The organism is Streptomyces sp. NPDC091279 (assembly GCF_044757465.1).
GTDB lineage: Bacteria > Actinomycetota > Actinomycetes > Streptomycetales > Streptomycetaceae > Streptomyces.
Map to the genome: position 1 here is coordinate 386,827 of NZ_JBIVVA010000007.1, position 25,643 is coordinate 412,469.

Genomic DNA, 25,643 nt, shown 5'->3' on the forward strand with positions numbered 1-25,643 from the left:
ACACAGAGAGGGCCGACGCGGCCAAGCGCACCGGCCCTCACCGCTTGGTACCTACTCGCTGTCGTGCAGGTTGCCGTCGCCACCCGGCCACGGCGCGTCGCCGGAACTGCCCTGGTTGTCCGACCGGAGGCTGTCGTACCGGTCGTGGACGGCGGTCAACTCCTGCACGGCCACCAGGAGGCCGCTTCGGTCCGGAGGCGGTGTCGAGTTCTCTGCCACCTCGTGCTCCTTCCTCTTCGGTTCTCCCGTCAGGGCTCCGACGGGAGGTCGATGGCCGCCCCACGGCCGTGGGAGACGTGGGTTGCCGTGGGACGGCGGTCATGGGGCGCACGATGAGCGGCAGTCCGGCGCCGGGACAGGGCGGGTCAGCGGTGATTCGGAAGACCGTCTGCGCACGTGCGCACGGTGATACTCAGTCAACGGCCCCTGCTGGCAAGGCGGAACGTTTCCAGGGGGTTCCTCATGGGCGGCCGCCCTCCCCGTGCGCGGCCACGCGAAGTAGCCTCCCCACTACGCCTTGAGCGAATAGCGCATGACGGGAAGTGATGACATGCCTGGTGAGCCGTTGGCGGTCCACCCGCTGAGCTTCCTCCGCCAGACACGTGGATGGGGAAAGGCCGAGTTCGCCCGCCTCATGCAGGCCCACGGGCGGTCGCTCGGAATCCCGCTCGCGACCAACCGGACCACGGTGTGGAAGTGGGAGCAGGGCCAAGAGCCGGACGCGGACGCCCAACGCGTACTCGCCGACCTGCTGCGCGTCCCGTACGAGCAGGCGCCGAGGGAAGGTTGGCCCCGGTGGCTGCCGGTCTGGGAGGTCACGGGGCTCACCGCCCCGTGGACCGAGGCCGGTACCGTGGAGGCGTTGTCCGAACTCGTGGGGAGCGGCCGCATGGATCGCCGGGGCTTTCTCACCATCACCGGCGTCGCCCTGACCGGTCTCGCGGCGAGTTGGGTGGACGCGCCGTCCGCCTTCGCCTCGGCGCTGGACGGGGATCAGGTCACGGACACGATGGTCTCGACGATCGAGCAGCGCATCAGCACGCTCCGCACCCTCGACGACCAACTCGGCGGCGCCACACTCCTGGAGCAGGCACGCGGCGATCTCGCCCTCGTCACCGGCCTCCTGAGCACCGGCAGGTACACGGAGAGCATCCGAATCCGCCTCTACGCCCTGGCACGCATGTATGCCGCGCTGATCAGCGAGGTGGACGGTACGCGCCTGCTCGCTCCGGAGACCTTGGAGTCGGCGACCAGGGAGCAAACGGGCGGGAAGGATCAAGTGATGCTGATCCCGAGCCGATTCAGCTCCGGGTACATGCTGCCCACCGATTCCAACCCGATGGCCGGCCCACACTCCTTCGGCCACACGGGACGAGGAGGCTCACTCGGGTTCGCCGACCCTCATCACGGAATTGCCTTCGGTTACGTGATGAACAACGTCGTCGGAGGGGACGACGTGCGCGCGGCTTCGCTGGCCGACGCGGTACGAAGGTCACTCAGGTAGAAGTCTGTTGTCTTGGAGCCCACCTATCAAAGCCGGGCGTTGCCCGGCCCACGGGTTGAGGGGCGGAACGGCACTGTCGTGGCTGATCGCCCCCACAGACCCGCACCCCGCATGCAACCGAACCGCCCCTCCCCTGGCCCCGCGTCAGCGGAGGGGGCCGGTGATCATCTCGGCCGCGGCCACCACACCCCCGCCCCGCACGAACGCGTCCGCCGCCTCAAGGTCGGGCGCCAGGAACCGATCAGGTCCAGGCCCCGCCACCCCCGCGGAGCGCACCGCGTCCACGACCGCCCGGGACGCCGGCGCGGGCTCCAGCCCGGTACGCAGCTCGACCGCCCGAGTCGCCGCGTACAGCTCGACCGCCAGCACCCGCGCCAAGTTGCCGACAGCCACCCGCAGCTTCCGCGCGGCGGACCACCCCATCGACACGTGGTCCTCCTGCATCGCGGACGAGGGAATCGAGTCCGCGGACGCCGGAACGGCCAGCCTCTTCATCTCGCTGACCAACGCCGCCTGCGTGTACTGAGCGATCATCAGCCCGGAGTCGACGCCCGGGTCGTCCGCGAGGAACGGCGGCAGCCCGTGACTGCGATTCTTGTCGAGCAGCCGGTCGGTACGCCGCTCGGCGATGGAGGCGAGGTCGGCGGCGGCGATGGCGAGGAAGTCGAGAACGTAAGCGACCGGCGCCCCATGGAAGTTGCCGTTGGACTCGACCCGGCCTCCCCCAGCGCCAAGCAGCACAACGGGGTTGTCGACGGCGGCGGCCAACTCCCGTTCCGCGACGAGGCGGGCGTACGCCACCGTGTCCCGCCCGGCCCCGGCGACCTGCGGAGCGCACCGCACCGAGTAGGCGTCCTGGACCCGCGGCGCCCCGTCCTGGTGGTGCCCGGTGAGCCCCGAACCCTTCAGCACGGCCAGCATGTTGGCGGCGGCGTCCGCCTGCCCCGGGTGCGGCCGGATGGCGTGCAGTTCGGGGGCGAGCACCTTCTCCGTGCCGAGGAGGGCCTCCAGGGAGAGGGCGGCGGTGACGTCGGCGGTCTTGTAGAGGACGTCGAGGTCGGCGAGGGCCATCACCAGCATGCCGAGCATGCCGTCGGTGCCGTTGAGGAGCGCGAGCCCCTCCTTCTCGCGGAGTTCGACGGGCTGGATGCCGTGCGCGGCGAGCAGGTCACCGGCGGGGCCGACGACGCCGTCGGGGCCCTCGGCGTCGCCCTCGCCCATGAGGGTCAGGGCGCAGTGCGAGAGCGGCGCGAGGTCGCCGGAGCAGCCGAGGGAGCCGTACTCGTGGACGACGGGGGTGATCCCGGCGTTCAGGACATCGGCCATGGTCTGCGCGACCTCGGGGCGCACGCCGGTGCGGCCGGAGCAGAGGGTCTTCAGCCGCAGGAACATCAGCGCCCGCACGACCTCCCGCTCGACGCGCGGCCCCATCCCGGCGGCGTGCGAGCGGACGATGTTGCGCTGGAGGCGGGCGCGCAGCTCCGGGCTGATGTGCCGGCTGGCGAGGGCGCCGAAGCCGGTGCTGACGCCGTAGACGGGTTCGGGCTTGGCGGCCAGCGCGTCCACGACCTCGCGGGCGGCGGCGAGTGCGGCGACCGCCTCGGCGGAGAGTTCGACCCGGGCGCCGGCGCGCGCCACGGCGAGAACGTCGGAGGCCGTGACCCCGGACGTCCCCACCACCACAGTGTGCATATCCATATTCAGGAGCGTACGCAGTGAATTCCACGATGTCACCAGTGGATCGGGGCCCCGCCCCTTACCGATACCTCACACCGAGCACTACCCCGCGTCCCCGCCCCGCCCCCGGAACCGTCGTCGTTCGGCCCCGTCACCCCGGGGCGGCTGGTCGGCGAGCCGGATGACGGGATCGTCGGGCCCCTCCCGCCCGGCGACCACCGGAACGGCGGCCCGCACGGCCTTGGCCCGGTACTGGGCGGCGTCCGCGAGCCGGAAGAGCCGGCGGGCCGAGTGGACAGGCCCGATCGGGTCGGCGGTGGAGGCGACCCCGCAGGCCACCCCCTCGCCCAACTCCAACTCGGCGGCCCGGCGGCACAGTTCGGCGGCCGCCCGCACCACGTCGTCGGCCGAGGGGCCCACCGCGAGGAGGCAGAACTCGTCACCGCCCAGCCGAGCGGCCAGCGTCCCCGGCAGCATCGCCCCGCACAGCGACAGCACCGACCCGAACCGCTCCAGGAGCCGGTCTCCGACGGCGTGCCCGTGAGTGTCGTTGACGTGCTTGAGGCCGTTCAGATCGCAGACGACGAGGCTGACGACGACGCCCTCGACGCGGTGCCGTTCGATGGCCTCGTCCAGTTCGCCGTCGACGGCACGGCGGTTGGCGAGACCGGTGAGGGCGTCGGTGAAGGCCAGCCGCCGGGCCTCCTCAAGCCGCTCGGCCTGCGCGATCCCGGCGGCGACGACGGAGGCCAGAACGGTGGCGAAGTCGGCGTCGGCCCGTTCGAAGACGGGGGCGTCGGCCGGGCGGGCCACGTACAGCTCGCCCCAGGCCCGGCCGTTGAGCACGATCGGCGCGACCACACAGGAACCCCGGCCCCGGCGGCGCAGGGCGGCGACGCGCTGATGGACGTAGCCGGGGCGGTTGCCGGCCGCCGGCCCCTCCGCCGTCTCCACCCAGGCGTTGGGCTCACCGCCCCCGGCCCACCGTTCGTGCAGGAACTCGGTGATCTCCGGGAACTGGTGCACCGGATACGACTCGTCCTCGGGGAACTCGGCCTCCCCCGCGCCCCGCTCCCCCACATTGACGAGGACCCGCAGCCGCCCCACTCCGCGCTCCCACACCGACAGCGCGGCAAAACTCCCGTCCAGCGCGTGACAGGCACCGGTCGCCGCCGCCCGCCAGGCCTCGCGCGAACCGTGAGCCGCAGCCATCCCCTGCGCCAACGCGACCACGGCCGTGAGCCGCCTGTCCTCACTCATCGCCCCAGGCTAGGGACGTTTCGGACAATTAGGGACATTGACGACGCGGCGGGGTGACCGAACGGCTCCCGCCGCTACTCCCCCGGCCACTGGGGCGCGCGCTTCTCGTTGAACGCCGCCACCCCCTCGGCCCGGTCCCCGGAGAAGGCCACGGTCCGCCAGGCGGCGTCCTCGACCTCAAGGCCCGCGGCCAGATCGAGCCCGTGCCCGACCCGCAGCGCCCGCTTGGCCGCCCGCAGGCCGACCGGTGAGTTCGCGGCGATCCGCCCGGCCAGCGCCAGCGCCTCGTCCCGGTCCTGGCCCTCGTCCACGAGCAGGTCGACGAGCCCGATCCCGACCGCCTCGGCCGCCGCCACCCGCCGCGCGGTGAAGATCAGCTCGGCGGCCCGGGCGGCCCCCACCCGCCGGGGCAGCAACTGCGTCCCCCCGCCCCCGGGAATCACCCCCACCGAAACCTCCGGCAGCCCGACCACGGCCGTGGGGTCGGCCACGATCAGATCGCACGACAACGCCAACTCGAACCCACCCCCCAGCGCGAACCCGTGCACCGCGGCGATCGTCGGCATCGGCAGCGCGAGAACCCCGCCGTAGGCCCCCCGGCTGACCGGCCGCTGCCGTAGCAGATCGGCGTCGCTGAAGGAATTCCGCTCCTTCAGATCGGCCCCCACACAAAAGGCCCGCGGATGCGTCGACGTGACCACCACAACCCGAACCGACCGGTCCCCGGCAAGAGCCTCACACGCCCCCGCGATGGCCAGAGCCATCCCACTGGACACGGCATTCATGGCCCCGGGCCGATCAAGCACCAGCTCAGCAACACCCCCCTCCCGCCGAACCCCAACAAACTCCCCAAACCGCACCTCACCCACAACGCCTCCAGTTAACGAGAGTTAACCCCAGCCCAAATAATGACACCCCCAGACCACCCGGAAAAGGGACGCGGGGCTGTATCGACATTGACGGCCCGGCAACGCCGCTAAGGGGCGCGGGGAACTGCGCGACCAGCCACGACGAACCGTCACATACGCACGGGCGAGCACCCACCACTCACCCAGGGGCGCGGGGAACTGCGCAAAACCTCAGCCCCCACCCACCCGCACCCGGCAACGGCCCCTCACCCCGCGGCCGCGGCCCCGTCCCGCCGAGCCAACAACCACGGCTCCACCACACCCAACCCCCGCACAGGCCGCTGCCACATCGGCTGAAGCCCAAACCGATAACCCGGCCCCACCTCCCCCGCAGCAGCCTCGGAGGCCGGAGCCTCATCCATCCGAATCAGCTCCTGAGCAAACGCACTGTCGACAAGGACAGCGTCCCGAGGAGCTATCGACGTCAACCGCGAGGCAAGATTCACGGTCGTACCGAACACATCACCCATCCGAGTGGTGACCGTCCCGAACGCCATCCCGACCCGCAGCTCAGGCATCGTCTCGTCGTTCGCCATGGTCTCGATGAGCCGCAACGCGATCTCCGCGGCGACCCCCGCGTCATCGGCGGCGTACAGGACCTCGTCGCCGAGGGTCTTGATGAGCCGCCCGCCGTGCGCGGCGACGAGGTCGGCGGCGGTGGTCTCGAAGGCCTCGACGAGTTCGCCGAGTTCCTCCTCCTCCATGCGCCGGGTGAGGCGGGTGAACCCGACGAGGTCGGCGAAGCCGACGGCGAGCCGCCGGTCGACCATCTCCTCGTCGTCGGCGGCCTGCACGACCCGCCCGGTCGCGGCGGCGAGCTGGCGCCGCCAGACGTAGACGATGAACTCCTCCAGCTCGGGCAGGAGCAGCTCAATGAGGGGGTAGGTCACCTCGGTGCGGGTCATGCCCGGCTCGGGCGGCTCGGTGAGGCCCTCCAGGAACGAGTCGATCTGCCACTCGGCGAGCCGCGCCGTGGTCTGCCCCGTCGAACGGGCCACCTGCACCGCCATCGCCTCGCTGAGCAGCCCCGCCTCCACGAGCCCGGCGAGGCGCCGCAGGGCGAGCACGTCGGCCTCGGTGAGCGCCTTGGCCTGGCCTATGTCGGCGAAGCCCATCGCCCGCCAGAAGCGGGAGGCCAGTTCCATGGAGATACCGGCGCTGCGGGCGGTCTGGAAGGGGGTGTAGCGGCGCTCGGCGCCGAGGATGAGCTGTTCGAGGCGCAGGGCGAGCGGGTCCTCGCCGGTATCGGCGTCCTCGGGGTCCACGCGGCCGTGCGCGCCGGTGCCGGAACCCGTGTCGTCGACGGTCACGCCTGCTGCCCTTCCGATCTGCCACGGTCAGGTATCGACCGGCCACAACTCTACGGCAGGTGTGCGGTAGCTCACTCCCGTGGCGCCGCCGCTCCCCCGCCGTTCCTCCTCCTTAACGCCCGCCGCGCCGATATTGCTCAGCCGGTGGTCACACCGGCCGCAGATGAACGATGTCCCCGGCGCCGACCGGTTCCTGCACCCCGTTCTCGGTGGCGAGGACCAGCCGCCCGTCACCGTCGACCGCGACGGCCTCACCGACCAGCTCGCGCCCGCCGGGCAGCTCGGCGCGGACGGTACGGCCGAGGGTGGCGCAGCCGGCCGCGTAGGTCTCCTGGAGGCCGCTGGCGGCGGGGTCGCCGTCGGCCTCCACCCAGCGCCCGTACCACTGCTCCAGGGCCCGCAGAACGGCCCGCAGCAGCGGGTCCCGGTCGGTGCCGGCGGCGCCCGCGAGGGCGAGCGACCCGGCGCCGGGCACGGGCAGCTCGTCGGCGCGCAGGGTGACGTTGATGCCGACGCCGACGACGACGGCGTTATCGCCGGCCCGCTCTGCGAGGATGCCGCCGGCCTTGCGTTCCTGGCCGTCGACGGTGACCAGGAGGTCGTTGGGCCACTTGAGTGCCGTGTCGACGCCGGCCGCCCGGGACAGCCCGGTGGCGACGGCGACGCCGGTCAGCAGCGGCAGCCAGCCCCAGCGGGCGACGGGGACGGCGGGTTCGAGCAGGACGGAGAAGAAGAGGCCGGAGCGGGCGGGTGCGCTCCAGCGCCGGTCGAGGCGCCCGCGGGCCGCCGTCTGCTCCTCGGCGATCAGGACGGCGCCCTCGGCGGCCCGGCCCGCGACCGCGCGGGCGGCGAGGTCGGAGTTGGTGGAGCCGGTGCTCGCCACGATCTGGACGTCGTTCCACAGGCCGCCGTCGCGGACCAGTGCCCGGCGCAGGGCGGTGCCGTTCAGCGGCGGGCGTCCCAGGTCGGACCAGCGACTGTCGTCGGAAGCGTCTCGCGGGGTCATGCGCCCCACCCTAGGCGTGCCGTGCCCGGGTGTGCTGCGCCGGATGTGGTGAAGACCGCACTGCCGATCGCCAGGCCCCGCACTACTCTACGGATGAGTAACCGTCACGCCCTTTTGAGCAGGCAGGGAGCCGCATCCCGATGTCCGAGCCGGAAGAGATCGACATGCACACGACGGCGGGGAAGCTCGCGGATCTGGAACGCCGCATCCACGAGGCCACCCACGCCGGTTCGGCCCGTGCCGTCGAGAAGCAGCACGCGAAGGGCAAGTTGACGGCCCGCGAACGGATCGGGCTCCTCCTCGACGAGGACTCCTTCGTCGAACTGGACGAGTTCGCCCGGCACCGCTCCACCGACTTCGGCCTCGACGCCAACCGCCCCTACGGCGACGGCGTCGTCACCGGGTACGGCACCGTCGACGGCCGCCCGGTCGCCGTTTTCTCGCAGGACTTCACGGTGTTCGGCGGAGCCCTCGGCGAGGTCTACGGGCAGAAGATCGCCAAGGTGATGGACTTCGCGCTGAAGACCGGCTGCCCGGTCATCGGCATCAACGACTCCGGCGGCGCCCGCATCCAGGAGGGCGTGGCCTCCCTCGGTGCCTACGGCGAGATCTTCCGCCGCAACACCCACGCCTCCGGTGTCATCCCGCAGATCAGCCTGGTCGTCGGCCCGTGCGCGGGCGGCGCGGTCTACTCCCCGGCGATCACCGACTTCACGGTGATGGTCGACCAGACCTCGCACATGTTCATCACCGGGCCCGACGTCATCAAGACGGTCACCGGCGAGGACGTCGGCTTCGAGGAACTGGGCGGCGCCCGCACCCACAACTCCGCGTCCGGCGTGGCCCATCACATGGCCGGGGACGAGAAGGACGCCGTCGAGTACGTCAAGCAGTTGCTGTCGTTCCTGCCGTCCAACAACCTCAGCGAGCCTCCGTCGTTCCCGGAGGAGGCGGACCTCGCCGTCACGGACGAGGACCGCGAGCTGGACGTGCTGGTGCCGGACAGCGCCAACCAGCCGTACGACATGCACGCGGTGGTCGAACACGTCCTGGACGACGCCGAGTTCCTGGAGACGCAGCCGCTGTTCGCGCCGAACATCCTCACCGGGTTCGGCCGGGTCGAGGGCCGCCCGGTGGGCATCGTCGCCAACCAGCCGATGCAGTACGCCGGTTGCCTCGACATCAGGGCGTCCGAGAAGGCGGCCCGGTTCGTGCGGACGTGCGACGCGTTCAACGTCCCGGTCGTCACCTTCGTCGACGTGCCCGGGTTCCTGCCCGGCGTCGACCAGGAGCACGACGGGATCATCCGGCGCGGCGCCAAGCTGATCTTCGCGTACGCCGAGGCGACGGTCCCGTTGATCACCGTGATCACCCGCAAGGCGTTCGGCGGCGCGTACGACGTCATGGGCTCCAAGCACCTGGGCGCCGACCTGAACCTGGCGTGGCCGACCGCGCAGATCGCCGTGATGGGCGCGCAGGGCGCGGTGAACATCCTGCACCGGCGCACGATCACGGACGCGTCCGACGCCGACGCGACCCGGGCCCGCCTGATCCAGGAGTACGAGGACGCCCTCCTCAACCCCTACGTGGCGGCCGAACGCGGCTACATCGACGCCGTCATCCGCCCCTCGGACACCCGGGCCCAGATCGTCCGAGGCCTACGCCAACTCCGCACGAAGCGCGAGCAGCTCCCCCCGAAGAAGCACGGCAACATCCCCCTCTAAATCCCCCTCCAACCCCAGGACCCCCCATGGACATCAGGGTACTCAGGGGCAACCCCACCCCAGAAGAACTAGCAGCAGCCCTAACGGTGGTCAGAGCAAGGGCAGCAGCAGCAACACCACCCCCACCCCCCACACCCCCCACCCCCTCATCCTGGTCCGACCCCTCCAGAATCGCCACCGCCCCCCTACCACCCCCAGGCCCCACGTCCTGGTCCCGCACCTACTGGCCAACCTGACCAAGCCCACCTGCTTTTGGCTTTTAGGGGCGCGGGGCTGTATCGATATGCGGCTCCGCCGCGCGGGCGCAAAACCCCAGCCCCCACCAACCCGCACCCGCCCACAAACCTGAGTACGCATACTCAGGCGGCGCAGCCAATCCCCCCGCACCCTGGAGGGCATGCTGTGGTCCGACCCGGAGAACGAGCCACCCGAAGATCTCCGCAAGATGCAGGAGACCCTCAGACGCCTCGGCCTCTTCCTGGCCCTGGCCATGATCCTGGCCCTGATAGTCCTGGGCGCCGGATACCAGTAACGACCCGCACCGGCAGGTCGGACACCGACAACCCCCCGCACCGGCAGGTCGGATACCGGTACCGCCCGCCAGAACGCCGCCCCAGCCCGCCGCTAAGGTGACCGCATGCGCCGACTGGTACTCGCCTCCCAATCCCCCGCCCGCCTCAACCTCCTGCGGCAAGCGGGCCTCACCCCCGAGGTACTGGTCAGCGGCGTCGACGAGGACGCGGTCACCGCCCCCACCCCCGCCGACCTGGCCCTCGCGCTGGCCGAGGCGAAGGCCTCGGTGGTGGCCGCCCGCCCGGAGGTCCACGGCGCCCTGGTGATCGGCTGCGACTCGGTCCTCGACCTGGACGGTCAGGCCCTCGGCAAGCCCGCCGACGCCGAGGAGGCCACCGCCCGCTGGAAGGCGATGCGGGGCCGCGTGGGGACCCTCCAGACGGGCCACTGCGTCTGGGACACGGCGAGCGAACGGCACGTGTCGGCGACGGCGTCCACGGTGGTCCGTTTCGGCGAGCCCACCGACGCGGAGATCGCCGTGTACGTGGCGTCGGGCGAGCCCCTCCACGTCGCCGGGGCGTTCACGCTGGACGGCCGTTCGGCGCCGTTCATCGACGGCATCGACGGCGACCACGGCAACGTCATCGGCCTCAGCCTGCCCCTCGTGCGCCGCCTGCTGGCCGAGCTGGGCGTGGGGATCACGGAGCTGTGGGCGCCGCAGGAGGCGTGACAGGAGCCGCCCCGGGCCCTTCATGGGGCCCTTCTCCGGGCCCGCCCTCGGCCCGGCGGTCGGCGGGCGCGTCGTAGCTCACCAGGAGCAGCACGATCAGGGCGAGGACGACGACCATGTACAGGAACGTCGTCCAGCCCACCAGGCCCCACCCGAACGCGCCCAGCATCCCGTGCACCACCGCCGCGCTGATCAGCAGCGCCCTGCCGAGGCCGGCCGGCTCCCGGTCGCGGACCGCCACCAGCAGGGCGACCAGCGCGCACAGGGCGAAGTAGAGGCCGAAGACGATCGCGGCGATCTGCGTGGAGCGCACCATCAGCGCGGGGTCGACGCGCGCCAGGGACATGTGCTGGCGGTCGGCGACGACGCCGAGGAGCCAGTTGAGCGCCCCGACCGCGAACGCCTCCACGCCCAGCACGACCGCCACGGTCCACGCCACAGGCCTGCGGATCACCGGCCCCGCCCCCTCCCAGCGTTCGACGGTTCGCCTACACCGTGAACGCTACTAACGGGTAAACCTCGGGACAAGGGTTCCACCGAGCGCAAAGATTCATTGGGCCATTAGTAGGGACTCCACAAAGAAACCCGGTACCCCGCAGCGCGCTCTCACAGAGACCTGCACCGCGTAGGAGGGCTAGGGTTTCCGGGAGGAGTCCGGCGTACCGAGGTGCGACAAGGGATTTCCCGGGTCGAGCGGACCTCGGTTCACGCTCCGTGTGGGCAAGCTCACCTCGGGGGACGGGTCGATGCGCCGTGTCGGCTGTCCCTAAACTCGGCTTGTTTCAAGGAGGGAGCCTCAATCGTGCGCAAGGTGCTCATCGCCAACCGTGGCGAAATCGCTGTCCGCGTGGCCCGGGCGTGCCGCGACGCGGGAATCGCGAGCGTGGCCGTCTACGCCGACCCGGACCGGGACGCTCTGCACGTCCGGGCCGCGGACGAGGCGTTCGCCCTGGGCGGTGACACCCCGGCGACCAGCTATCTCGACATCGGGAAGGTCCTGAACGCGGCCCGCGAGTCCGGTGCGGACGCCGTCCACCCCGGATACGGCTTCCTGTCGGAGAACGCGGAGTTCGCCCAGGCCGTCCTGGACGCGGACCTGATCTGGATCGGCCCGCCCCCGCAGGCCATCCGCGACCTGGGCGACAAGGTCGCCGCCCGGCACATCGCCCAGCGCGCCGGCGCCCCCCTGGTCGCCGGCACCCCCGACCCGGTCTCCGGCTCGGCGGAGGTCGTCGCGTTCGCCGAGCAGCACGGGCTGCCGATCGCGATCAAGGCCGCGTTCGGCGGTGGCGGGCGCGGTCTGAAGGTGGCCCGCACCCTCGAAGAGGTGCCGGAGCTGTACGACTCGGCGGTGCGCGAGGCGGTCGCCGCGTTCGGGCGCGGCGAGTGCTTCGTGGAGCGGTACCTCGACAAGCCCCGGCACGTGGAGACCCAGTGTCTGGCCGACACGCACGGCAACGTCGTCGTCGTCTCCACCCGTGACTGCTCGCTGCAACGGCGTCACCAGAAGCTCGTCGAGGAGGCGCCGGCGCCGTTCCTGTCCGAGGCGCAGGTCGCGGAGTTGTACGCGTCGTCGAAGGCCATCCTCAAGGAGGCCGGGTACGTCGGTGCGGGCACCGTGGAGTTCCTCGTCGGCATGGACGGCACGATCTCGTTCCTTGAGGTCAACACCCGTCTCCAGGTGGAGCACCCGGTCACCGAGGAGGTCGCCGGCATCGACCTCGTGCGCGAGATGTTCCGCATCGCCGACGGCGAGGAACTCGGCTACGGCGACCCCGAACTGCGCGGCCACTCCTTCGAGTTCCGCATCAACGGCGAGGACCCCGGCCGCGGCTTCCTGCCCGCGCCCGGCACGGTCACCCTCTTCGACCCGCCGACCGGCCCCGGCGTCCGCCTGGACGCGGGCGTCGAGTCCGGCTCCGTCATCGGCCCCGCCTGGGACTCCCTGCTCGCCAAGCTCATCGTCACCGGCCGCACCCGCAAGGAAGCCCTGGAACGCGCCTCACGCGCCCTGGAGGAGTTCCGCGTCGAGGGCATGGCCACCGCGATCCCCTTCCACCGCACCGTGGTCCAGGACCCCGCGTTCGCCCCCGAACTCACCGGCTCCGCCGACCCGTTCACGGTCCACACCCGCTGGATCGAGACCGAGTTCGTCAACGACATCAAGGCGTTCACCGCCGCCGTCGACGGGGAGTCCGACGAGGAACCCGGCCGCGAGACCGTCGTCGTCGAGGTCGGCGGCAAACGTCTTGAGGTCTCCCTCCCCGTCTCCCTCGGCATGTCCCTCGCCCGCACCGGCCTCGCAGCCGGCGCCAAGCCCAAACGCCGGGCGGCGAAGAAGTCCGGCCCCGTCGCCTCCGGCGACACCCTCGCCTCCCCCATGCAGGGCACCATCGTCAAGGTCGCCGTCGAGGAAGGCCAGGAGGTCAAGGAAGGCGACCTCATCGTCGTCCTCGAAGCCATGAAGATGGAACAGCCCCTCAACGCCCACCGCGCCGGCACCATCAAGGCCCTCGCAGCAGAGATCGGCGCCTCCGTCACCTCCGGCGCCCCCATCTGCGAAATCAAGGACTGACCCCACAACGCAGGGTCCAACGTGCCCGGCGCCGCAGCCAGTTGGCTGCGGCGCCGGGCACGTTGCGTTGAGACGCGCCAGGGTCATCGCCGTTAAGGGGCGCGGGGCTGTTCCCCATATGCGGCTCCGTCGCGCGGGCGCGACCAACTCCAGGCGGCGGCCCTTCTGGTCCAAGGCTGCCCGGACCCACCTGCTTTTAAGGGGCGCGGGGAACTGCGCGGCCAGCCCCCACCTACCCGCACCTGCCCACTGCCCCTCTTGCGCGGCAGCGCCGGTCGTTCGAACGGCATAACGGTTCCGGCCGAATCAGGTGGGTGGGCTGACCGGATTCTCCGTCGTTCGTCCAGTCGCCCGGCGTTTCTAATGAAGATCCGCACGGGGGCACACGTCGTCTTGCGAGGTCGTCATGCCGGACTGCACAGGAATGACAGCGGGGCAGAAAGACGGGCCGGACCCCGTCCCCTTCCCCCAGGACCGGACCTGTCCCTACCACCCGCCCGCCGCCTACGACCCCCTCCGCGCCACCCGCCCACTGGCACGTGTCACCCACTTCGACGGCCGCGAGGCCTGGCTCGTCACCGGTCACGCTGTGGCCCGCGAGTTGCTGGCGGACCGGCGCCTGACCGCCGACCGCACCCGCCCCGGCTTCCCCGCGCACACCTTCCGCTTCGCCCCGTCCCGCGAGCGCGCCGCGCTCCTCGGCGTCGACGACCCCGAACACCGCGCCCAACGCCGCATGGTGGCCGCCGACTTCACCCTCAAACGGACCTCCGCGCTGCGCCCGCGCATCCAGCAGATCGTCGACGAACGGCTCGACGCGATGATCGCGCAGGGGCCGCCCGTGGATCTGGTGGCCGCGTTCGCGCTGCCCGTGCCGTCCATGGTGATCTGCGCCCTGCTCGGCGTGCCCTACGACGACCACGACTTCTTCGAGGAACAGTCCCGTCGGCTGCTGCGCGGTCCCGGGCCCGGTGATGTGCGGGACGCTCGCGAACGGCTCGGCGCGTATGTCGAGGGCCTGATCGACCGGAAGCGGGAGGAGCCCGGCGCCGGGCTGCTGGACGACCTCGTCCGGCGGGAGCTGCGCTCCGGGGAGGTCGACCGCGCGTACCTCGTCAACCTGGCCTTCATCCTGCTGGTCGCCGGGCACGAGACGACCGCCAACATGATCTCGCTCGGCGTCTTCACGCTGCTCCAGCATCCGGAGCGGCTCGCCGAACTCCGCTCTGATCCGGGGCTGTTGCCCGACGCGGTCGAGGAGTTGATGCGGCTGCTGTCGATCGCGGACATGTTGCGGATGGCTGTCGAGGACATCGAGATCGCCGGGACGACGATCCGGGCGGGTGAGGGGGTGATCTTCTCGGCCGCCGTCATCAACCGTGACGAGAGTGTCTACGGCGATCCGGACGGCCTCGACTGGCGCCGGCCGGTGCGTCATCATGTCGCTTTCGGCTTCGGCATCCATCAGTGCCTGGGGCAGAATCTCGCCCGGGCGGAGTTGGAGATCGCCCTGCACGCCCTCTTCGACCGGCTGCCCGGCCTCCGCCTGGCCGTTCCGCCCGACGAGATCCCCTTCAAACCCGCCGAGGCGGTCCAGGGATTGCTGGAACTCCCCGTGACGTGGTGAGGGGCACTCCGTGGGGGGCTGAGGTGTTGTGCGCAGTTCCCCGCGCCCCTGGGGTGGGGGTGGTGCCCGCCGGTGCGTGTCTGCCGGTCCGTCGTGGCTGGTCGCGCAGTTCCCCGCGCCCCTGAGCGGCGTTGGCCTGGCCGTATGTTGAAAGGCTCAGCGGCCCTGGTCGCGCCCACGCGGCGGAGCCGCAGATCGACACAGCCCCGCGCCCCTTAACGGCGTTGCGGCTCAGGTTTCCTTCAGGCCTCGCAGGGTGAGTGTGAGGAGGCGGTCGGCGAGGGCTGGGTCGGTGGGGGATTCCTCGGCGGCCAGGGCTATGGCGTGGGTCAGTTGGAGGAGGTCGGTGATGGTGATGTCCTGGCGGACCGAGGCCGACTGCTGGGCCCGGGTCAGCAACGCCCCGCCGGCCTCCCGGATGGGGTCACCGCAACGGGCGGCCAACGCCGACGTCGTGTCCGTCGACACGGTCATCAGGGCCCGCGAAAGACCCCGGTACTCCCCCGCGTGGGCGACCATCTCCCGCAACCAGGTCACCAACGCCGTGCACGGTTCCGGGGCGTGCAGGAGTTCGCGGGAACGGCTCAGCAGGTCGCCCACCGCGTCCTCGAAGACGGCGCTGAGCAAGGCGTGCCGGTTGGGGAAGTGCCGGTACAGGGTGCCGATGCCGAGCCCGGCGCGACGGGCGATGTCCTCCAACGACGCGTCCGCCCCGTGCGCGGCGAACACCCCCCGAGCCTCGGTGACCAGCCGCTCATAATTCCGCCGAGCATCGGCCCGCATGACGCGCCCCACCCCATCCACCATCCCCCCAGCATGCCATCGCCCCACCCCCTCACCCCGAGCAAGCCCCAACGCCGCCAAGGGGCGCGGGGCTGTGTCGATATGCGGCTCCGCCGCGTGGGCGCGACCAGGGCCGCTGAGCCTTTCAACATACGGCCAGGCCAACGCCGTTAAGGGGCGCGGGGAACGGCGCGACAAGCCACGACGGACCGGCAGACACGCACCGGCGGGCACCACCCACACCCCAGGGGCGCGGGGAACTGCGCACAAGGCCTCAGCCCGCGCGCACCCGCACCCGCACCCGCGCCCCGCGCGCACCCGCACCCGCGCCCCGCGCGACCGCCCCCCACGGCGAGTGGGCGGGCCCACCTCCCCGACCTAGCGTCGGCGCATATCGGCGACTCGCGCCCGTTCCGCCGCCCCACCCTCCCCCAGCACGGAAGCAGCCGCACTCCGCAACCCGGGCCCCGCCCCAGGAACCCCCCGCCGGGGCCCAGGAACCGGCACCTCCCGCCGCCCCGGCCGCGAGGCCACCGGCCCCGCCTCCCCCCCGGCGACAGCGATCTGAACCCCCTGATCGGCCAGCGCCTGCAACTCCGCACCCGCCCGATCATCATGCGCAGGCGGCTCATCGGTGATCAACCGAGTGATCAGATCCGTCGGCACGGTCTGGAACATCGTGTCGGACCCGAGCTTGGTGTGATCGGCGAGCACCACCACCTCCGCCGCGGCAGCGACCAGCGCACGATCGACGGACGCGGACAGCATGTTGGACGTGGACAGCCCACGTTCCGCGGTGAGCCCGCTCCCGGAGATGAACGCGCGGGAGACCCGCAACCCGTGCAGGGACTGCTCGGCCCCGCTGCCCACGAGGGCGTAGTTGGAGCCGCGCAGGGTCCCGCCGGTCATGACGACCTCGACCCGGTTGGCATGGGCCAACGCCTGGGCGACGAGCAGGGAGTTGGTGACGACGGTGAGACCGGGCACCCGGGCGAGCCGGCGGGCCAGCTCCTGGGTGGTGGTTCCCGCCCCGACCACGATGGCCTCGCCTTCTTCCACGAAGTTGGCGGCGAGGTCGGCGATGGCCGTCTTCTCGGCGGTCGCGAGATGTGACTTCTGCGGAAAGCCGGACTCTCGCGTGAACCCGCCCGGCAGTACCGCACCGCCATGCCGGCGGTCGAGGAGTCCTTCTGCCTCCAGTGCGCGCACGTCCCGCCGTACGGTCACTTCTGAGGTCTGGACGACGCGGGCGAGCTCACGGAGCGACACGGCTCCGTTCGCTCGCACCATTTCGAGGATCAATTGGCGACGTTCTGCAGCGAACACGAAACTGACAGTAACCCCAACGACCGTCTGCTTTCAGCAGTTTGCGCCGGATAACCGAAGTTGTTCGTACAGGAGGTCGGGGAGTGATATAAGGCCTACCCGCCCCGACTATGCCGAGCGCATGCCCGGGCAACGCGCCGTGACCAGCGGGGACCCGACAGGGAGTCGCCCCGGGCCGCTCAGCCCTCGCCGACCGCCTTCCGGCTGTGCAGCTGACGTGCCACCTCCGCGAGCGAACCCGAAAGAGACGGGTACACGGTGAACGCGTTCGCGATCTGTTCGACGGTCAGGTTGTTGTCGACCGCGATCGAGATCGGATGGATCAGTTCCGAGGCGCGCGGCGCGACGACCACCCCGCCGACGACGATGCCGGTGCCGGGCCGGCAGAACAGCTTGACGAAGCCGTCGCGGATGCCCTGCATCTTGGCGCGCGGGTTGCGCAGCAGCGGCAGCTTGACGCCGAGGGCGTCGATCTTCCCGGCGTCCATGTCGGACTGGGTGATGCCGACGGTGGCGATCTCCGGGTCGGTGAAGACGTTCGAGGAGACGGTCTTGAGGTTGAGCGGGGCCACCGCGTCGCCCAGGAAGTGGTACATGGCGATACGTCCCTGCATCGCGGCGACGGACGCCAGCGCGAAGACGCCGGTGACGTCACCGGCGGCGTACACGCCCGGCGCGGTGGTGCGGGAGACCCGGTCGGTCCAGATGTGCCCGGAGTCGCGGACCTTGACGCCGGCCTCCTCCAGACCGAGCCCCTCGCTGTTGGGGATGGCGCCGACGGCCATCAGACAGTGCGAGCCGGTGATGACCCGCCCGTCGGCGAGGGTGACCTCGACCCGGTCGCCGACCCGTTTGGCGGCGGCGGCGCGGGAGCGGGCCATGACGTTCATGCCACGGCGCCGGAACACGTCCTCCAGAACGGCGGCGGCGTCCGGGTCCTCGCCGGGCAGCACCCGGTCACGGGACGACACGAGGGTGACCTTGGAGCCGAGGGCCTGGTACGCGCCCGCGAACTCGGCGCCGGTGACACCGGAACCGACGACGATCAGTTCGTCCGGCAGCTCGGTGAGGTCGTAGACCTGCGTCCAGTTGAGGATGCGCTCGCCGTCGGGCAGCGCGTCCGGCACCTCGCGCGGGTGGGCGCCGGTGGCGAGGAGCACGGCGTCGGCGGTCAACGTCTCCTCGGAGCCGTCGGCGGCGCTCACGACGACCTTGCGGGAGCCGTCGAGCCCCTGCATGCCCTCCAGCCGGCCCCGGCCGCGCATCACGCGGGCGCCGGCCCGGGTGACGGAGGCGGTGATGTCGTGCGACTGGGCGAGCGCGAGCCGCTTCACACGCCGGTTGACCTTGCCGAGGTCCACACCGACGACCCTCGCCGCCTGCTTGTCGGGGGGCCCCGCGGCGGAGCCGCTGTTGGGCGGCGTGTCGGCGACGATGATGCCGAGTTCCTCGTAGGAGGAGTCGAAGGTGGTCATCACCTCCGCCGTCGCGATCAGGGTCTTCGACGGGACACAGTCGGTCAGCACCGACGCCCCGCCCAGACCGTCGCAGTCGACGACGGTCACCTCCGCGCCGAGCTGCGCGGCCACCAGCGCCGCTTCATAGCCGCCGGGTCCGCCACCGATGATCACGATCCGAGTCACATGCCCCATTGTCCCGCACCCTTCAAGGCGGCACCGCGCGGGGGGCCGACGGTGGTGCCCATGACACCGGAGGGGCAGGTGGTCCGGCTGCCGTACCCTCGGACCCATGTCGCTCTACGCCGGGTACGCCGGCAACCTCGACGCGCGGCTGATGACCCGCCGCGCCCCGCATTCGCCGATGCGCGCCACCGGCTGGCTGAACGAGTGGCGGCTCACCTTCGGGGGCGAGCACATGGGCTGGGACGGCGCCCTGCCGACCCTCGTCGAGGACCCCCTCTCGCAGGTCTTCGTCGCCCTGTACGACATCGCCCCGCCGGACGAGGAGTCCCTCGACCGCTGGGAGGGCGTCGGCCTCGGCATGTACCGCCGCATGCGGGTCCGCGTCCACACCCTGGACGGCGAGGAACCCGCCTGGGTCTACGTCCTCAACGGCTATGAGGGCGGCCTGCCCTCGGCCCGCCACCTCGGCGAGATCGCCGACGCGGCGGAGTCGGCCGGGGCACCCCACGACTACGTGATGGAACTGCGCAAGCGGCCCTGCTGACCATCTGGACGCGGGCGACGCCCTCGCCTCGGCCGCACTGTCCCTCCTCCCCTCTTCGCCGAGTGCGGCCCGGGGCGGTCGGTGGTGGTGGTCGGAAACGACAAGACAACGATCGCCATCCCGTGGCCTCTGTCATCTACGCGCGTAGGCGGAAAGCGGCTACGCTCGACGCCGTGAACGCATCTCTTCTTCCGGACGACATCCAGGGCGACCCCTACGGTGCCGCCGACGCCGCCGCCGCCCGACTGCGCGAACTGACCGGCGCCGAGACCCACGACGTCGCCCTCGTGATGGGCTCCGGCTGGGCGCCCGCCGTGGACGGCCTCGGCACGCCCGAGGCCGACTTCGCGGTCACCGAGCTGCCCGGTTTCCCGCCCCCGGCCGTGGAAGGACACGGCGGGCGCATCCGTTCGTACCGCACCGGCGAGAAGCGCGCGCTGGTCTTCCTCGGCCGCACCCACTACTACGAGGGCCGTGGGGTGGCCGCCGTCTCGCACGGCGTGCGGACCGCCGTCGCCGCCGGGTGCAAGACGATCGTGCTGACCAACGGCTGCGGGGGGCTCCGCGCGGGCATGCGGCCCGGGCAGCCGGTGCTGATCAGCGACCACATCAACCTGACGGCGGCCTCGCCGATCGTCGGCGCGAACTTCGTCGATCTGACCGACCTCTACTCGCCTCGGCTGCGGGCGCTGTGCAAGGAGGTCGACCCGAGTCTGGAGGAAGGCGTGTACGCCCAGTTCCCCGGGCCGCACTATGAGACTCCGGCGGAGATTCGGATGGCTCGGGTGATCGGGGCGGATCTTGTGGGCATGTCCACGGTTCTCGAAGCGATCGCTGCGCGCGAGGCGGGGGCCGAGGTGTTGGGGCTCTCCCTCGTCACGAACCTTGCCGCGGGGATGACCGGTGCGCCGCTCAACCACGAGGAGGTCTTGCAGGCCGGGCGGGATTCCGCGACGCGGATGGGCTCGCTGTTGGCCCAGGTCCTCGGCCGGCTGTAGTCCCGCCCCCCTGGGGGCTGCCGCCCCCAGACCCCCGCTTCGGCCTGAACGGCCTCGTCCTCAAACGCCGGACGGGCTGAAATGGGATCAGTGAACCCGCGTTGAAAGCTCACGAGAGGTAATCCCAGGTGTACGACGAAGTGTTCTCGCGAGCTGCCGTGTGGTTGGGGGAGGACCCTGATCCGGAGACTCGGGAGGAGTTGGGGAAGCTCCTTGAGGCTCGGGACGGGGTGGAGTTGGCCGAGCGGTTCTCGGGGACCTTGCGGTTCGGTACCGCGGGGCTGCGGGGGGAGTTGGGGGCCGGGCCGATGCGGATGAACCGTGCCGTCGTCATCCGGGCCGCCGCCGGGCTCGCCGCGTATCTGCGGGCGCGGGGGCAGGGCGACGGGCTGGTCGTGATCGGGTACGACGCCCGGCACAAGTCCGCCGACTTCGCCCGCGACACCGCCGCCGTGATGACCGGCGCCGGTCTCCGTGCCGCCGTGCTGCCCCGGCCGTTGCCGACGCCGGTGCTGGCGTTCGCGATACGGCATCTCGGCGCCGTCGCCGGTGTGGAGGTCACCGCCAGTCACAACCCGCCCCGCGACAACGGCTACAAGGTGTACCTCGGCGACGGTTCCCAGATCGTGCCGCCCGCCGACGCGGAGATCGCCGCCGAGATCGACGCCATCGTCTCGCTGCACGACGTTCCCCGTGCCGAGGACGGGTGGGAGATCCTCGGGGACTCGGTCCTTGACGCTTATCTCGCTCGTACCGATGCCGTGTTGGCTCCCGGGTCTCCCCGTACCGCTCGGACCGTCTACACCGCCCTGCACGGGGTCGGCAAGGACACGCTCCTCGCGGCGTTCGCGCGGGCCGGGTTCCCGGCTCCGGTGCTGGTGGCCGAACAGGCCGAGCCCGACCCGGACTTCCCCACCGTCGCCTTCCCCAACCCGGAGGAGCCGGGGGCCATGGACCTGGCCTTCGCGCGCGCCCGGGCCACCGAACCCGACCTCGTCATCGCCAACGACCCCGACGCCGACCGGCTCGCCGCCGCCGTCAAGGACGGGGACGCCTGGCGGATGCTGCGGGGCGACGAGGTGGGCGCCCTGCTCGCCGCGCACCTGGTGCGGCGCGGCGCCTCGGGGACGTTCGCCGAGTCGATCGTGTCCTCCTCGCTGCTGGGCCGGATCGCCGAGCGGGCCGGGCTGCCGTACGAGGAGACCCTCACCGGGTTCAAGTGGATCGCCCGCGTCGAGGGGCTGCGGTACGGGTACGAGGAGGCGCTCGGGTACTGCGTCGACCCGGAGGGCGTCCGTGACAAGGACGGCATCACCGCCGCGCTGCTCCTCACCGAGCTGGCCTCGGAGTTGAAGGAGACCGGCCGTACCCTCCTCGACGTCCTCGACGACCTCGCCGTCGCCCACGGGCTGCACGCCACGGACCAGTTGTCGGTGCGGGTGGCCGATCTGTCGTTGATCTCCGACGCCATGCGACGGCTGCGGGAACAGCCGCCGACCTCGCTGGCCGGGCTCGCCGTCACCCGGGCCGAGGACCTCACCCGGGGCACCGACGCGTTGCCGCCCACCGACGGGCTGCGCTACACGCTCGACGGCGCCCGGGTCATCGTCCGCCCGAGCGGCACCGAGCCGAAGCTCAAGTGCTATCTGGAGGTCGTTGTTCCGGTCAGCGGCTCCGGTGAGCTTCCCGAGGCTCGGGGGACCGCCGCCGCACTGCTCGACGCCCTCAAGCGGGATCTGGCCACGGCCGCCGGTATCTGACCGGGAGGGCGGCGGAGGGGTCAGTCACGGGCCTCTTCGTCGCCCTATCGGGTGATGTGAGGCGGGAACTTGACCGGGGTCCCCGTCCTCCCCCGGCCGCCGGGCAACGGTGGAGCGGAACCGTATCCGCCGCGTCCGCCCTGGAGCCGCCGCCGTGTCCACGACCGCCTTCCGGCCGCCCCTCCTGACGAGGGCCCTGCCCCCGCCACCGACGCCCCGCGGTTCCCCCGTCCCGGCGCTGCTCGCCTACCTCGGGGTGCGCGGCCTCGGGCTGCTGGTGCTCACCCTGTGGGCGCACCGGCGGCACACCGGCGTCCGGCATGTCCTCGCCACCCAGTGGGACGCCAACTGGTACCTCGGCATCGCCGACCACGGCTACGCGCACACCCTCGGCACCGCCTACGACGCCAACAACCTGGCGTTCTTCCCGCTCTACCCGTACCTGACGAAGGCGCTCGCCGCCGTCACCCCCGGCTCTCGCGCCTCGGTCGGCCTGGCCATCGCCGTGGTCGCCTCCGTCGTCGCCGCGTGGGGCGTCTTCGCCGTCGGGGACCGGCTGTACGGGCAGCGGGCCGGGGTGCTGCTCACCGTGTTGTGGGCGGCGCTGCCGGTCGGTTCGGTGCAGTGGATGGGGTACACGGAGTCCCTCTTCACGGCGTGCGCCGCGTGGGCCCTGTACGCCGTCCTCACCGACCGTCCGCTGCGGGCCGCGAGCCTGGCCGTGCTGGCCGGTCTGACGCGGCCCACGGGGCTCGCGGTGGTGGTGGCCGTCGTCGGCTGGGCGCTGTACCGGCTCCGCCGACGCCCCCGTGACCTGCGGTTCCTCGGCGCCGCCCTGCTCGCGCCGCTCGGCTGGGGCGGGTACGTGGGCTGGGTGGGGCTGCGGCTGGGCCGCTGGGACGGCTATCTCGCCGTCCAACGGCTCTGGCACAACGAGTGGGACGGCGGCGCCGAGACCCTGCGCCGGGTCCGGCAGTTGCTGGCGCAGGACGCGTCACCGCCGTTGTTCCTGCTGGTGGTGACGGGCACGTTGATCGGGGCGGTGGTGCTGTTCGGGGTGGCGGTGGCGGACCGGCAGCCGCTGCCGTTGCTGGTGTTCTCCGGCGTGCTGCTGGTCATCGTCCTGGGCAGCGGGGGCGTCTACTTCTCGCGCGCCCGCTTCCTGCTCCCGGCGTTCCCGCTGCTGCTCCCCCTCGCCCTGCACCTGGCCCGCGCCTCTCTCCGCCACCGCGCCCTGGCCCTGACGACGGCCGTGCTCGGCGGGACCTACCTCAGCGCCTACATGTCCCTGGTATGGGCCAAGCCGATGTGAGGGAGGTGAGGAGGGCAGAAAAAAGGGCCGGACCATGAATCCCGTCCCGCCACTTTCCGGCTGTCCCGGCACTTTCAAGCTATAGCGCACCGGGGGGCTTGCGGCAAGGCCCCCGTCGTGGCGGAGAATCGCTGCTCCAAGCCGGACATCCGGTTCATCACAGCCCGGACATCCGGTTCATCACAGCAGGGACGGTTCGCGACGTGGGTGTGCAGTTGTCGGTTCATGGGGCGCGGGGTGCGAATGCCCGCCCCGTTCGCGGGACCGGATCGGAGCCGACGGGATGAAACCCCTGACCAGCAGCGCGTTCGAGCTGCCCGAGCGGCTCGCGGCCAAGGACGACCCGGCGCTGATCGCCGGTGACGAGCGGCACTTCCTGGCCATCGCCGAGAGCCTCCAGGCGACCATCGCCGAACTGACCGCGCGTCTCGACGCCGAACGCCGCTCCCCCGGCGGGCTCGGCCGGGCCGCGATGGAACGGGACCTGGAGGTCCACCGGCTCACCGGGCGCCTGCGGGCCCTGCGCCGGTTCGGTCTCGACCTGTGCCTCGGGCACATCGTGCACGCCGACGACCCCGAGCCCGTCTACATCGGCCGCCTCGGCCTCACCGACAGCACGGGCCGACGGCTGCTGCTGGACTGGCGTTCCCCGGCCGCCGAGCCCTTCTTCGCGGCCACCCACGCCCGCCCGATGGGCCTGACCAGCCGCCGCCGCTACCGCTGGACACGCGGCCGGATCAGCGACTACTGGGACGAGGTCTTCACCGCCGACGGCCTCGAAGGGCACGCGGCCCTCGACGACCAGTCCGCGTTCATCGCGAGCCTCGGCGGTAACCGTTCGGCGCGGATGCGGGACGTGCTCGCCACCATCCAGGCCGACCAGGACGCCGTCATCCGGGCGGGTTCGCGCGGCGCCCTCGTCGTCGACGGCGGGCCCGGCACCGGCAAGACCGTCGTCGCCCTGCACCGTTCGGCCCACCTGCTCTACTCCGACCCGCGGCTGGGACACCGGCGGGGCGGGGTGCTGTTCGTCGGCCCGCACCAGCCCTACCTGGCGTACGTCGCCGATGTGCTGCCGAGCCTCGGTGAGGAGGGCGTACGGACCTGCACCGTGCGGGACCTGGTCGCCGAGGGCGCGACCGCAGGACCCGAGCCCGACCCGGAGGTGGCCCGCCTCAAGTCGTCCGCGCGCCTGGTCGGGGCCGTCGAACCGGCCGTCCGCTTCTACGAGGAACCGCCCGCGAAGGGCATGAACGTCACGACCCACTGGAACGACATCTGGCTGAGCCCCGAGGACTGGGCCACCGCGTTCGAGGCGGCGGAACCGGGCACCGCCCACAACGAGGCCCGCGAGCAGGTCTGGGAGGAGCTGCTCACGATCCTGATCGAGAAGCACGACGGTGACGCCCCGGACCATCTGCTGCGCAAGTCCCTGGTCCGCAACCGGGAGTTGCGCACGGCGTTCGGGCGGGCGTGGCCGTTGCTGGAGGCGGCGGACCTGGTCGGCGACCTGTGGACCGTGCCCGCGTATCTGCGCCGGTGCGCGCCCTGGCTCACCCCCGCCGAGGTGAGCGCCCTCCAGCGCCCCGAACCGCAGGCCTGGACCGTGTCCGACCTGCCGTTTCTGGACGCGGCCCGGCAACGGCTCGGCGACCCGGACACCGCCCGCCGCCAGCACCGGCACAACGTCGCCGTCGCCGCCGAGCGTGAGCGGATGTCCGGCGTCATCGACAACATCCTCGCCGCCGACCCGGACGGCGAGGGCGCGGTGACCATGCTGCACGGGCAGGACCTGCGCGACTCCCTGATCGACGAGAGCGGGTTGCCGACGGGGGACCCGGAGCCGTTCGTCGGGCCGTTCGCGCATGTCGTCGTGGACGAGGCGCAGGAACTGACCGACGCCGAGTGGCAGATGCTGCTGCTGCGCTGTCCGTCCCGCAGCTTCACCGTCGTCGGTGACCGCGCGCAGGCCCGGCACGGGTTCACGGAGTCCTGGCGGGAACGGCTGGAGCGGGTCGGCTTCGACCGCATCGACGTGGCCTCCCTGAGCGTCAACTACCGTACGCCGGAAGAGGTGATGGCGGAGGCGGAGCCGGTGATCCGCGCGGCGATCCCGGACGCCAACGTCCCGACCTCGATCCGCGCCAGCGGTATCCCGGTCACGTACGGCGCCCCGGGGGACCGGGACCAGATCCTGACCACCTGGCTGACGGCCCACCCGGAGGGCATCGCCTGCGTCATCGGCGACCCGACGTTCCGTCCGACCCCGAGGGTCCGCTCCCTCACCCCCGAACTGTCCAAGGGCCTCGAATTCGACCTGGTCATCCTGGTCAACCCGACATCCTTCGGCCCAGGCATCGAGGGCGCGGTAGACCGCTACGTATCCATGACCCGAGCAACCCAACAACTCACGGTACTGGAGGGGTAGTTGGGGGGGTGCGGT

The 25,643-nt window shown here is 71.7% G+C and carries 22 protein-coding genes; 12 read left to right on the forward strand and 10 right to left on the reverse strand.

Annotated features, from left to right (window positions below; translation table 11 throughout):
• Positions 1-51 precede the first annotated feature (51 nt).
• Complete coding sequence (locus ACIQOU_RS20155) at positions 52-219, reverse strand: hypothetical protein (RefSeq protein WP_401538122.1); 168 nt, start codon at positions 217-219, stop codon at positions 52-54.
• Positions 220-550: 331 nt separating this feature from the next.
• On the opposite strand from ACIQOU_RS20155, the gene ACIQOU_RS20160 reads away from it, so the two are divergent.
• Positions 551-1,504, forward strand: coding sequence for a serine hydrolase (locus ACIQOU_RS20160; protein WP_401538220.1), 954 nt, complete (start codon positions 551-553; stop codon positions 1,502-1,504).
• Between the two features lie 144 nt (positions 1,505-1,648).
• On the opposite strand, the gene hutH is transcribed toward ACIQOU_RS20160, so the two are convergent.
• From hutH to ACIQOU_RS20185, 5 genes are all read right to left on the reverse strand, one after another.
• Positions 1,649-3,196 carry a histidine ammonia-lyase gene (gene hutH, locus ACIQOU_RS20165; RefSeq protein WP_401538221.1) on the reverse strand — a complete coding sequence of 516 codons (1,548 nt, stop codon included), beginning with the start codon at positions 3,194-3,196 and terminating at the stop codon, positions 1,649-1,651.
• 87 nt (positions 3,197-3,283) lie between these two features.
• A complete protein-coding gene (locus ACIQOU_RS20170; RefSeq protein WP_401538124.1) occupies positions 3,284-4,441 on the reverse strand; it encodes a diguanylate cyclase domain-containing protein in 1,158 nt (385 codons plus the stop codon).
• Between the two features lie 74 nt (positions 4,442-4,515).
• The gene (locus ACIQOU_RS20175) at positions 4,516-5,310 is read right to left on the reverse strand and encodes an enoyl-CoA hydratase/isomerase family protein (RefSeq protein WP_401538125.1); all 795 of its coding nucleotides are present in this window, start codon (positions 5,308-5,310) and stop codon (positions 4,516-4,518) included.
• Between the two features lie 245 nt (positions 5,311-5,555).
• Positions 5,556-6,659 (reverse strand): adenylate/guanylate cyclase domain-containing protein, encoded by a 1,104-nt coding sequence (locus ACIQOU_RS20180; RefSeq protein WP_401538126.1) that lies wholly within the window; start codon positions 6,657-6,659, stop codon positions 5,556-5,558.
• 148 nt (positions 6,660-6,807) lie between these two features.
• Positions 6,808-7,665, reverse strand: coding sequence for a biotin--[acetyl-CoA-carboxylase] ligase (locus tag ACIQOU_RS20185; RefSeq protein WP_401538127.1), 858 nt, complete (start codon positions 7,663-7,665; stop codon positions 6,808-6,810).
• 140 nt (positions 7,666-7,805) lie between these two features.
• Between ACIQOU_RS20185 and ACIQOU_RS20190 the strand changes: the two genes are divergently transcribed.
• The 4 genes from ACIQOU_RS20190 (at position 7,806) to ACIQOU_RS20205 (ending at position 10,632) form a co-directional block, all read left to right on the forward strand.
• On the forward strand, positions 7,806-9,389 hold the full coding sequence (locus ACIQOU_RS20190; RefSeq protein WP_401538128.1) for an acyl-CoA carboxylase subunit beta: 1,584 nt from the start codon (positions 7,806-7,808) through the stop codon (positions 9,387-9,389).
• Between the two features lie 26 nt (positions 9,390-9,415).
• Positions 9,416-9,625 (forward strand): acyl-CoA carboxylase subunit epsilon, encoded by a 210-nt coding sequence (locus ACIQOU_RS20195; protein ID WP_401538129.1) that lies wholly within the window; start codon positions 9,416-9,418, stop codon positions 9,623-9,625.
• Between the two features lie 161 nt (positions 9,626-9,786).
• Positions 9,787-9,921 carry a morphogenic membrane protein MmpB gene (gene mmpB, locus ACIQOU_RS20200; protein WP_401538130.1) on the forward strand — a complete coding sequence of 45 codons (135 nt, stop codon included), beginning with the start codon at positions 9,787-9,789 and terminating at the stop codon, positions 9,919-9,921.
• A gap of 105 nt (positions 9,922-10,026) precedes the next feature.
• On the forward strand, positions 10,027-10,632 hold the full coding sequence (locus tag ACIQOU_RS20205) for a Maf family protein (RefSeq protein WP_401538131.1): 606 nt from the start codon (positions 10,027-10,029) through the stop codon (positions 10,630-10,632).
• Here the strand turns inward: ACIQOU_RS20205 and ACIQOU_RS20210 are convergent.
• On the reverse strand, positions 10,601-11,086 hold the full coding sequence (locus ACIQOU_RS20210) for a hypothetical protein (protein ID WP_401538132.1): 486 nt from the start codon (positions 11,084-11,086) through the stop codon (positions 10,601-10,603). The two genes, ACIQOU_RS20205 and ACIQOU_RS20210, sit on opposite strands and share 32 nt — an antisense overlap.
• A gap of 348 nt (positions 11,087-11,434) precedes the next feature.
• Here ACIQOU_RS20210 and ACIQOU_RS20215 point away from each other — a divergent pair, with 348 nt between their 5' ends.
• Together ACIQOU_RS20215 and ACIQOU_RS20220 are read left to right on the forward strand one after the other, a co-directional pair.
• A complete protein-coding gene (locus ACIQOU_RS20215) occupies positions 11,435-13,207 on the forward strand; it encodes an acetyl/propionyl/methylcrotonyl-CoA carboxylase subunit alpha (RefSeq protein WP_401538133.1) in 1,773 nt (590 codons plus the stop codon).
• Between the two features lie 406 nt (positions 13,208-13,613).
• Positions 13,614-14,834 (forward strand): cytochrome P450, encoded by a 1,221-nt coding sequence (locus ACIQOU_RS20220; protein WP_401538134.1) that lies wholly within the window; start codon positions 13,614-13,616, stop codon positions 14,832-14,834.
• A gap of 231 nt (positions 14,835-15,065) precedes the next feature.
• On the opposite strand, the gene ACIQOU_RS20225 is transcribed toward ACIQOU_RS20220, so the two are convergent.
• From ACIQOU_RS20225 to ACIQOU_RS20235, 3 genes are all read right to left on the reverse strand, one after another.
• Complete coding sequence (locus tag ACIQOU_RS20225) at positions 15,066-15,641, reverse strand: TetR/AcrR family transcriptional regulator (protein WP_401538135.1); 576 nt, start codon at positions 15,639-15,641, stop codon at positions 15,066-15,068.
• A gap of 354 nt (positions 15,642-15,995) precedes the next feature.
• Positions 15,996-16,943 (reverse strand): DeoR/GlpR family DNA-binding transcription regulator, encoded by a 948-nt coding sequence (locus ACIQOU_RS20230; RefSeq protein ID WP_401538136.1) that lies wholly within the window; start codon positions 16,941-16,943, stop codon positions 15,996-15,998.
• A gap of 179 nt (positions 16,944-17,122) precedes the next feature.
• On the reverse strand, positions 17,123-18,595 hold the full coding sequence (locus tag ACIQOU_RS20235) for an NAD(P)H-quinone dehydrogenase (RefSeq protein WP_401538137.1): 1,473 nt from the start codon (positions 18,593-18,595) through the stop codon (positions 17,123-17,125).
• 97 nt (positions 18,596-18,692) lie between these two features.
• Here ACIQOU_RS20235 and ACIQOU_RS20240 point away from each other — a divergent pair, with 97 nt between their 5' ends.
• From ACIQOU_RS20240 to helR, 5 genes are all read left to right on the forward strand, one after another.
• On the forward strand, positions 18,693-19,130 hold the full coding sequence (locus ACIQOU_RS20240) for a gamma-glutamylcyclotransferase (RefSeq protein ID WP_401538138.1): 438 nt from the start codon (positions 18,693-18,695) through the stop codon (positions 19,128-19,130).
• A 173-nt stretch (positions 19,131-19,303) separates the two neighbouring features.
• Positions 19,304-20,128: a purine-nucleoside phosphorylase gene (locus tag ACIQOU_RS20245; protein WP_401538139.1), complete on the forward strand. Its 825-nt coding sequence runs from the start codon at positions 19,304-19,306 to the stop codon at positions 20,126-20,128.
• A gap of 128 nt (positions 20,129-20,256) precedes the next feature.
• Positions 20,257-21,888: a phospho-sugar mutase gene (locus tag ACIQOU_RS20250; RefSeq protein WP_401538140.1), complete on the forward strand. Its 1,632-nt coding sequence runs from the start codon at positions 20,257-20,259 to the stop codon at positions 21,886-21,888.
• A 154-nt stretch (positions 21,889-22,042) separates the two neighbouring features.
• Entirely contained in the window at positions 22,043-23,200 is a 1,158-nt protein-coding gene (locus ACIQOU_RS20255) for a hypothetical protein (RefSeq protein WP_401538141.1), read from the forward strand.
• A gap of 283 nt (positions 23,201-23,483) precedes the next feature.
• Positions 23,484-25,628, forward strand: a complete 2,145-nt coding sequence (gene helR / locus ACIQOU_RS20260) for an RNA polymerase recycling motor ATPase HelR (RefSeq protein ID WP_401538142.1) — start codon at positions 23,484-23,486, stop codon at positions 25,626-25,628.
• The last annotated feature ends 15 nt before the right edge of the window (positions 25,629-25,643 follow it).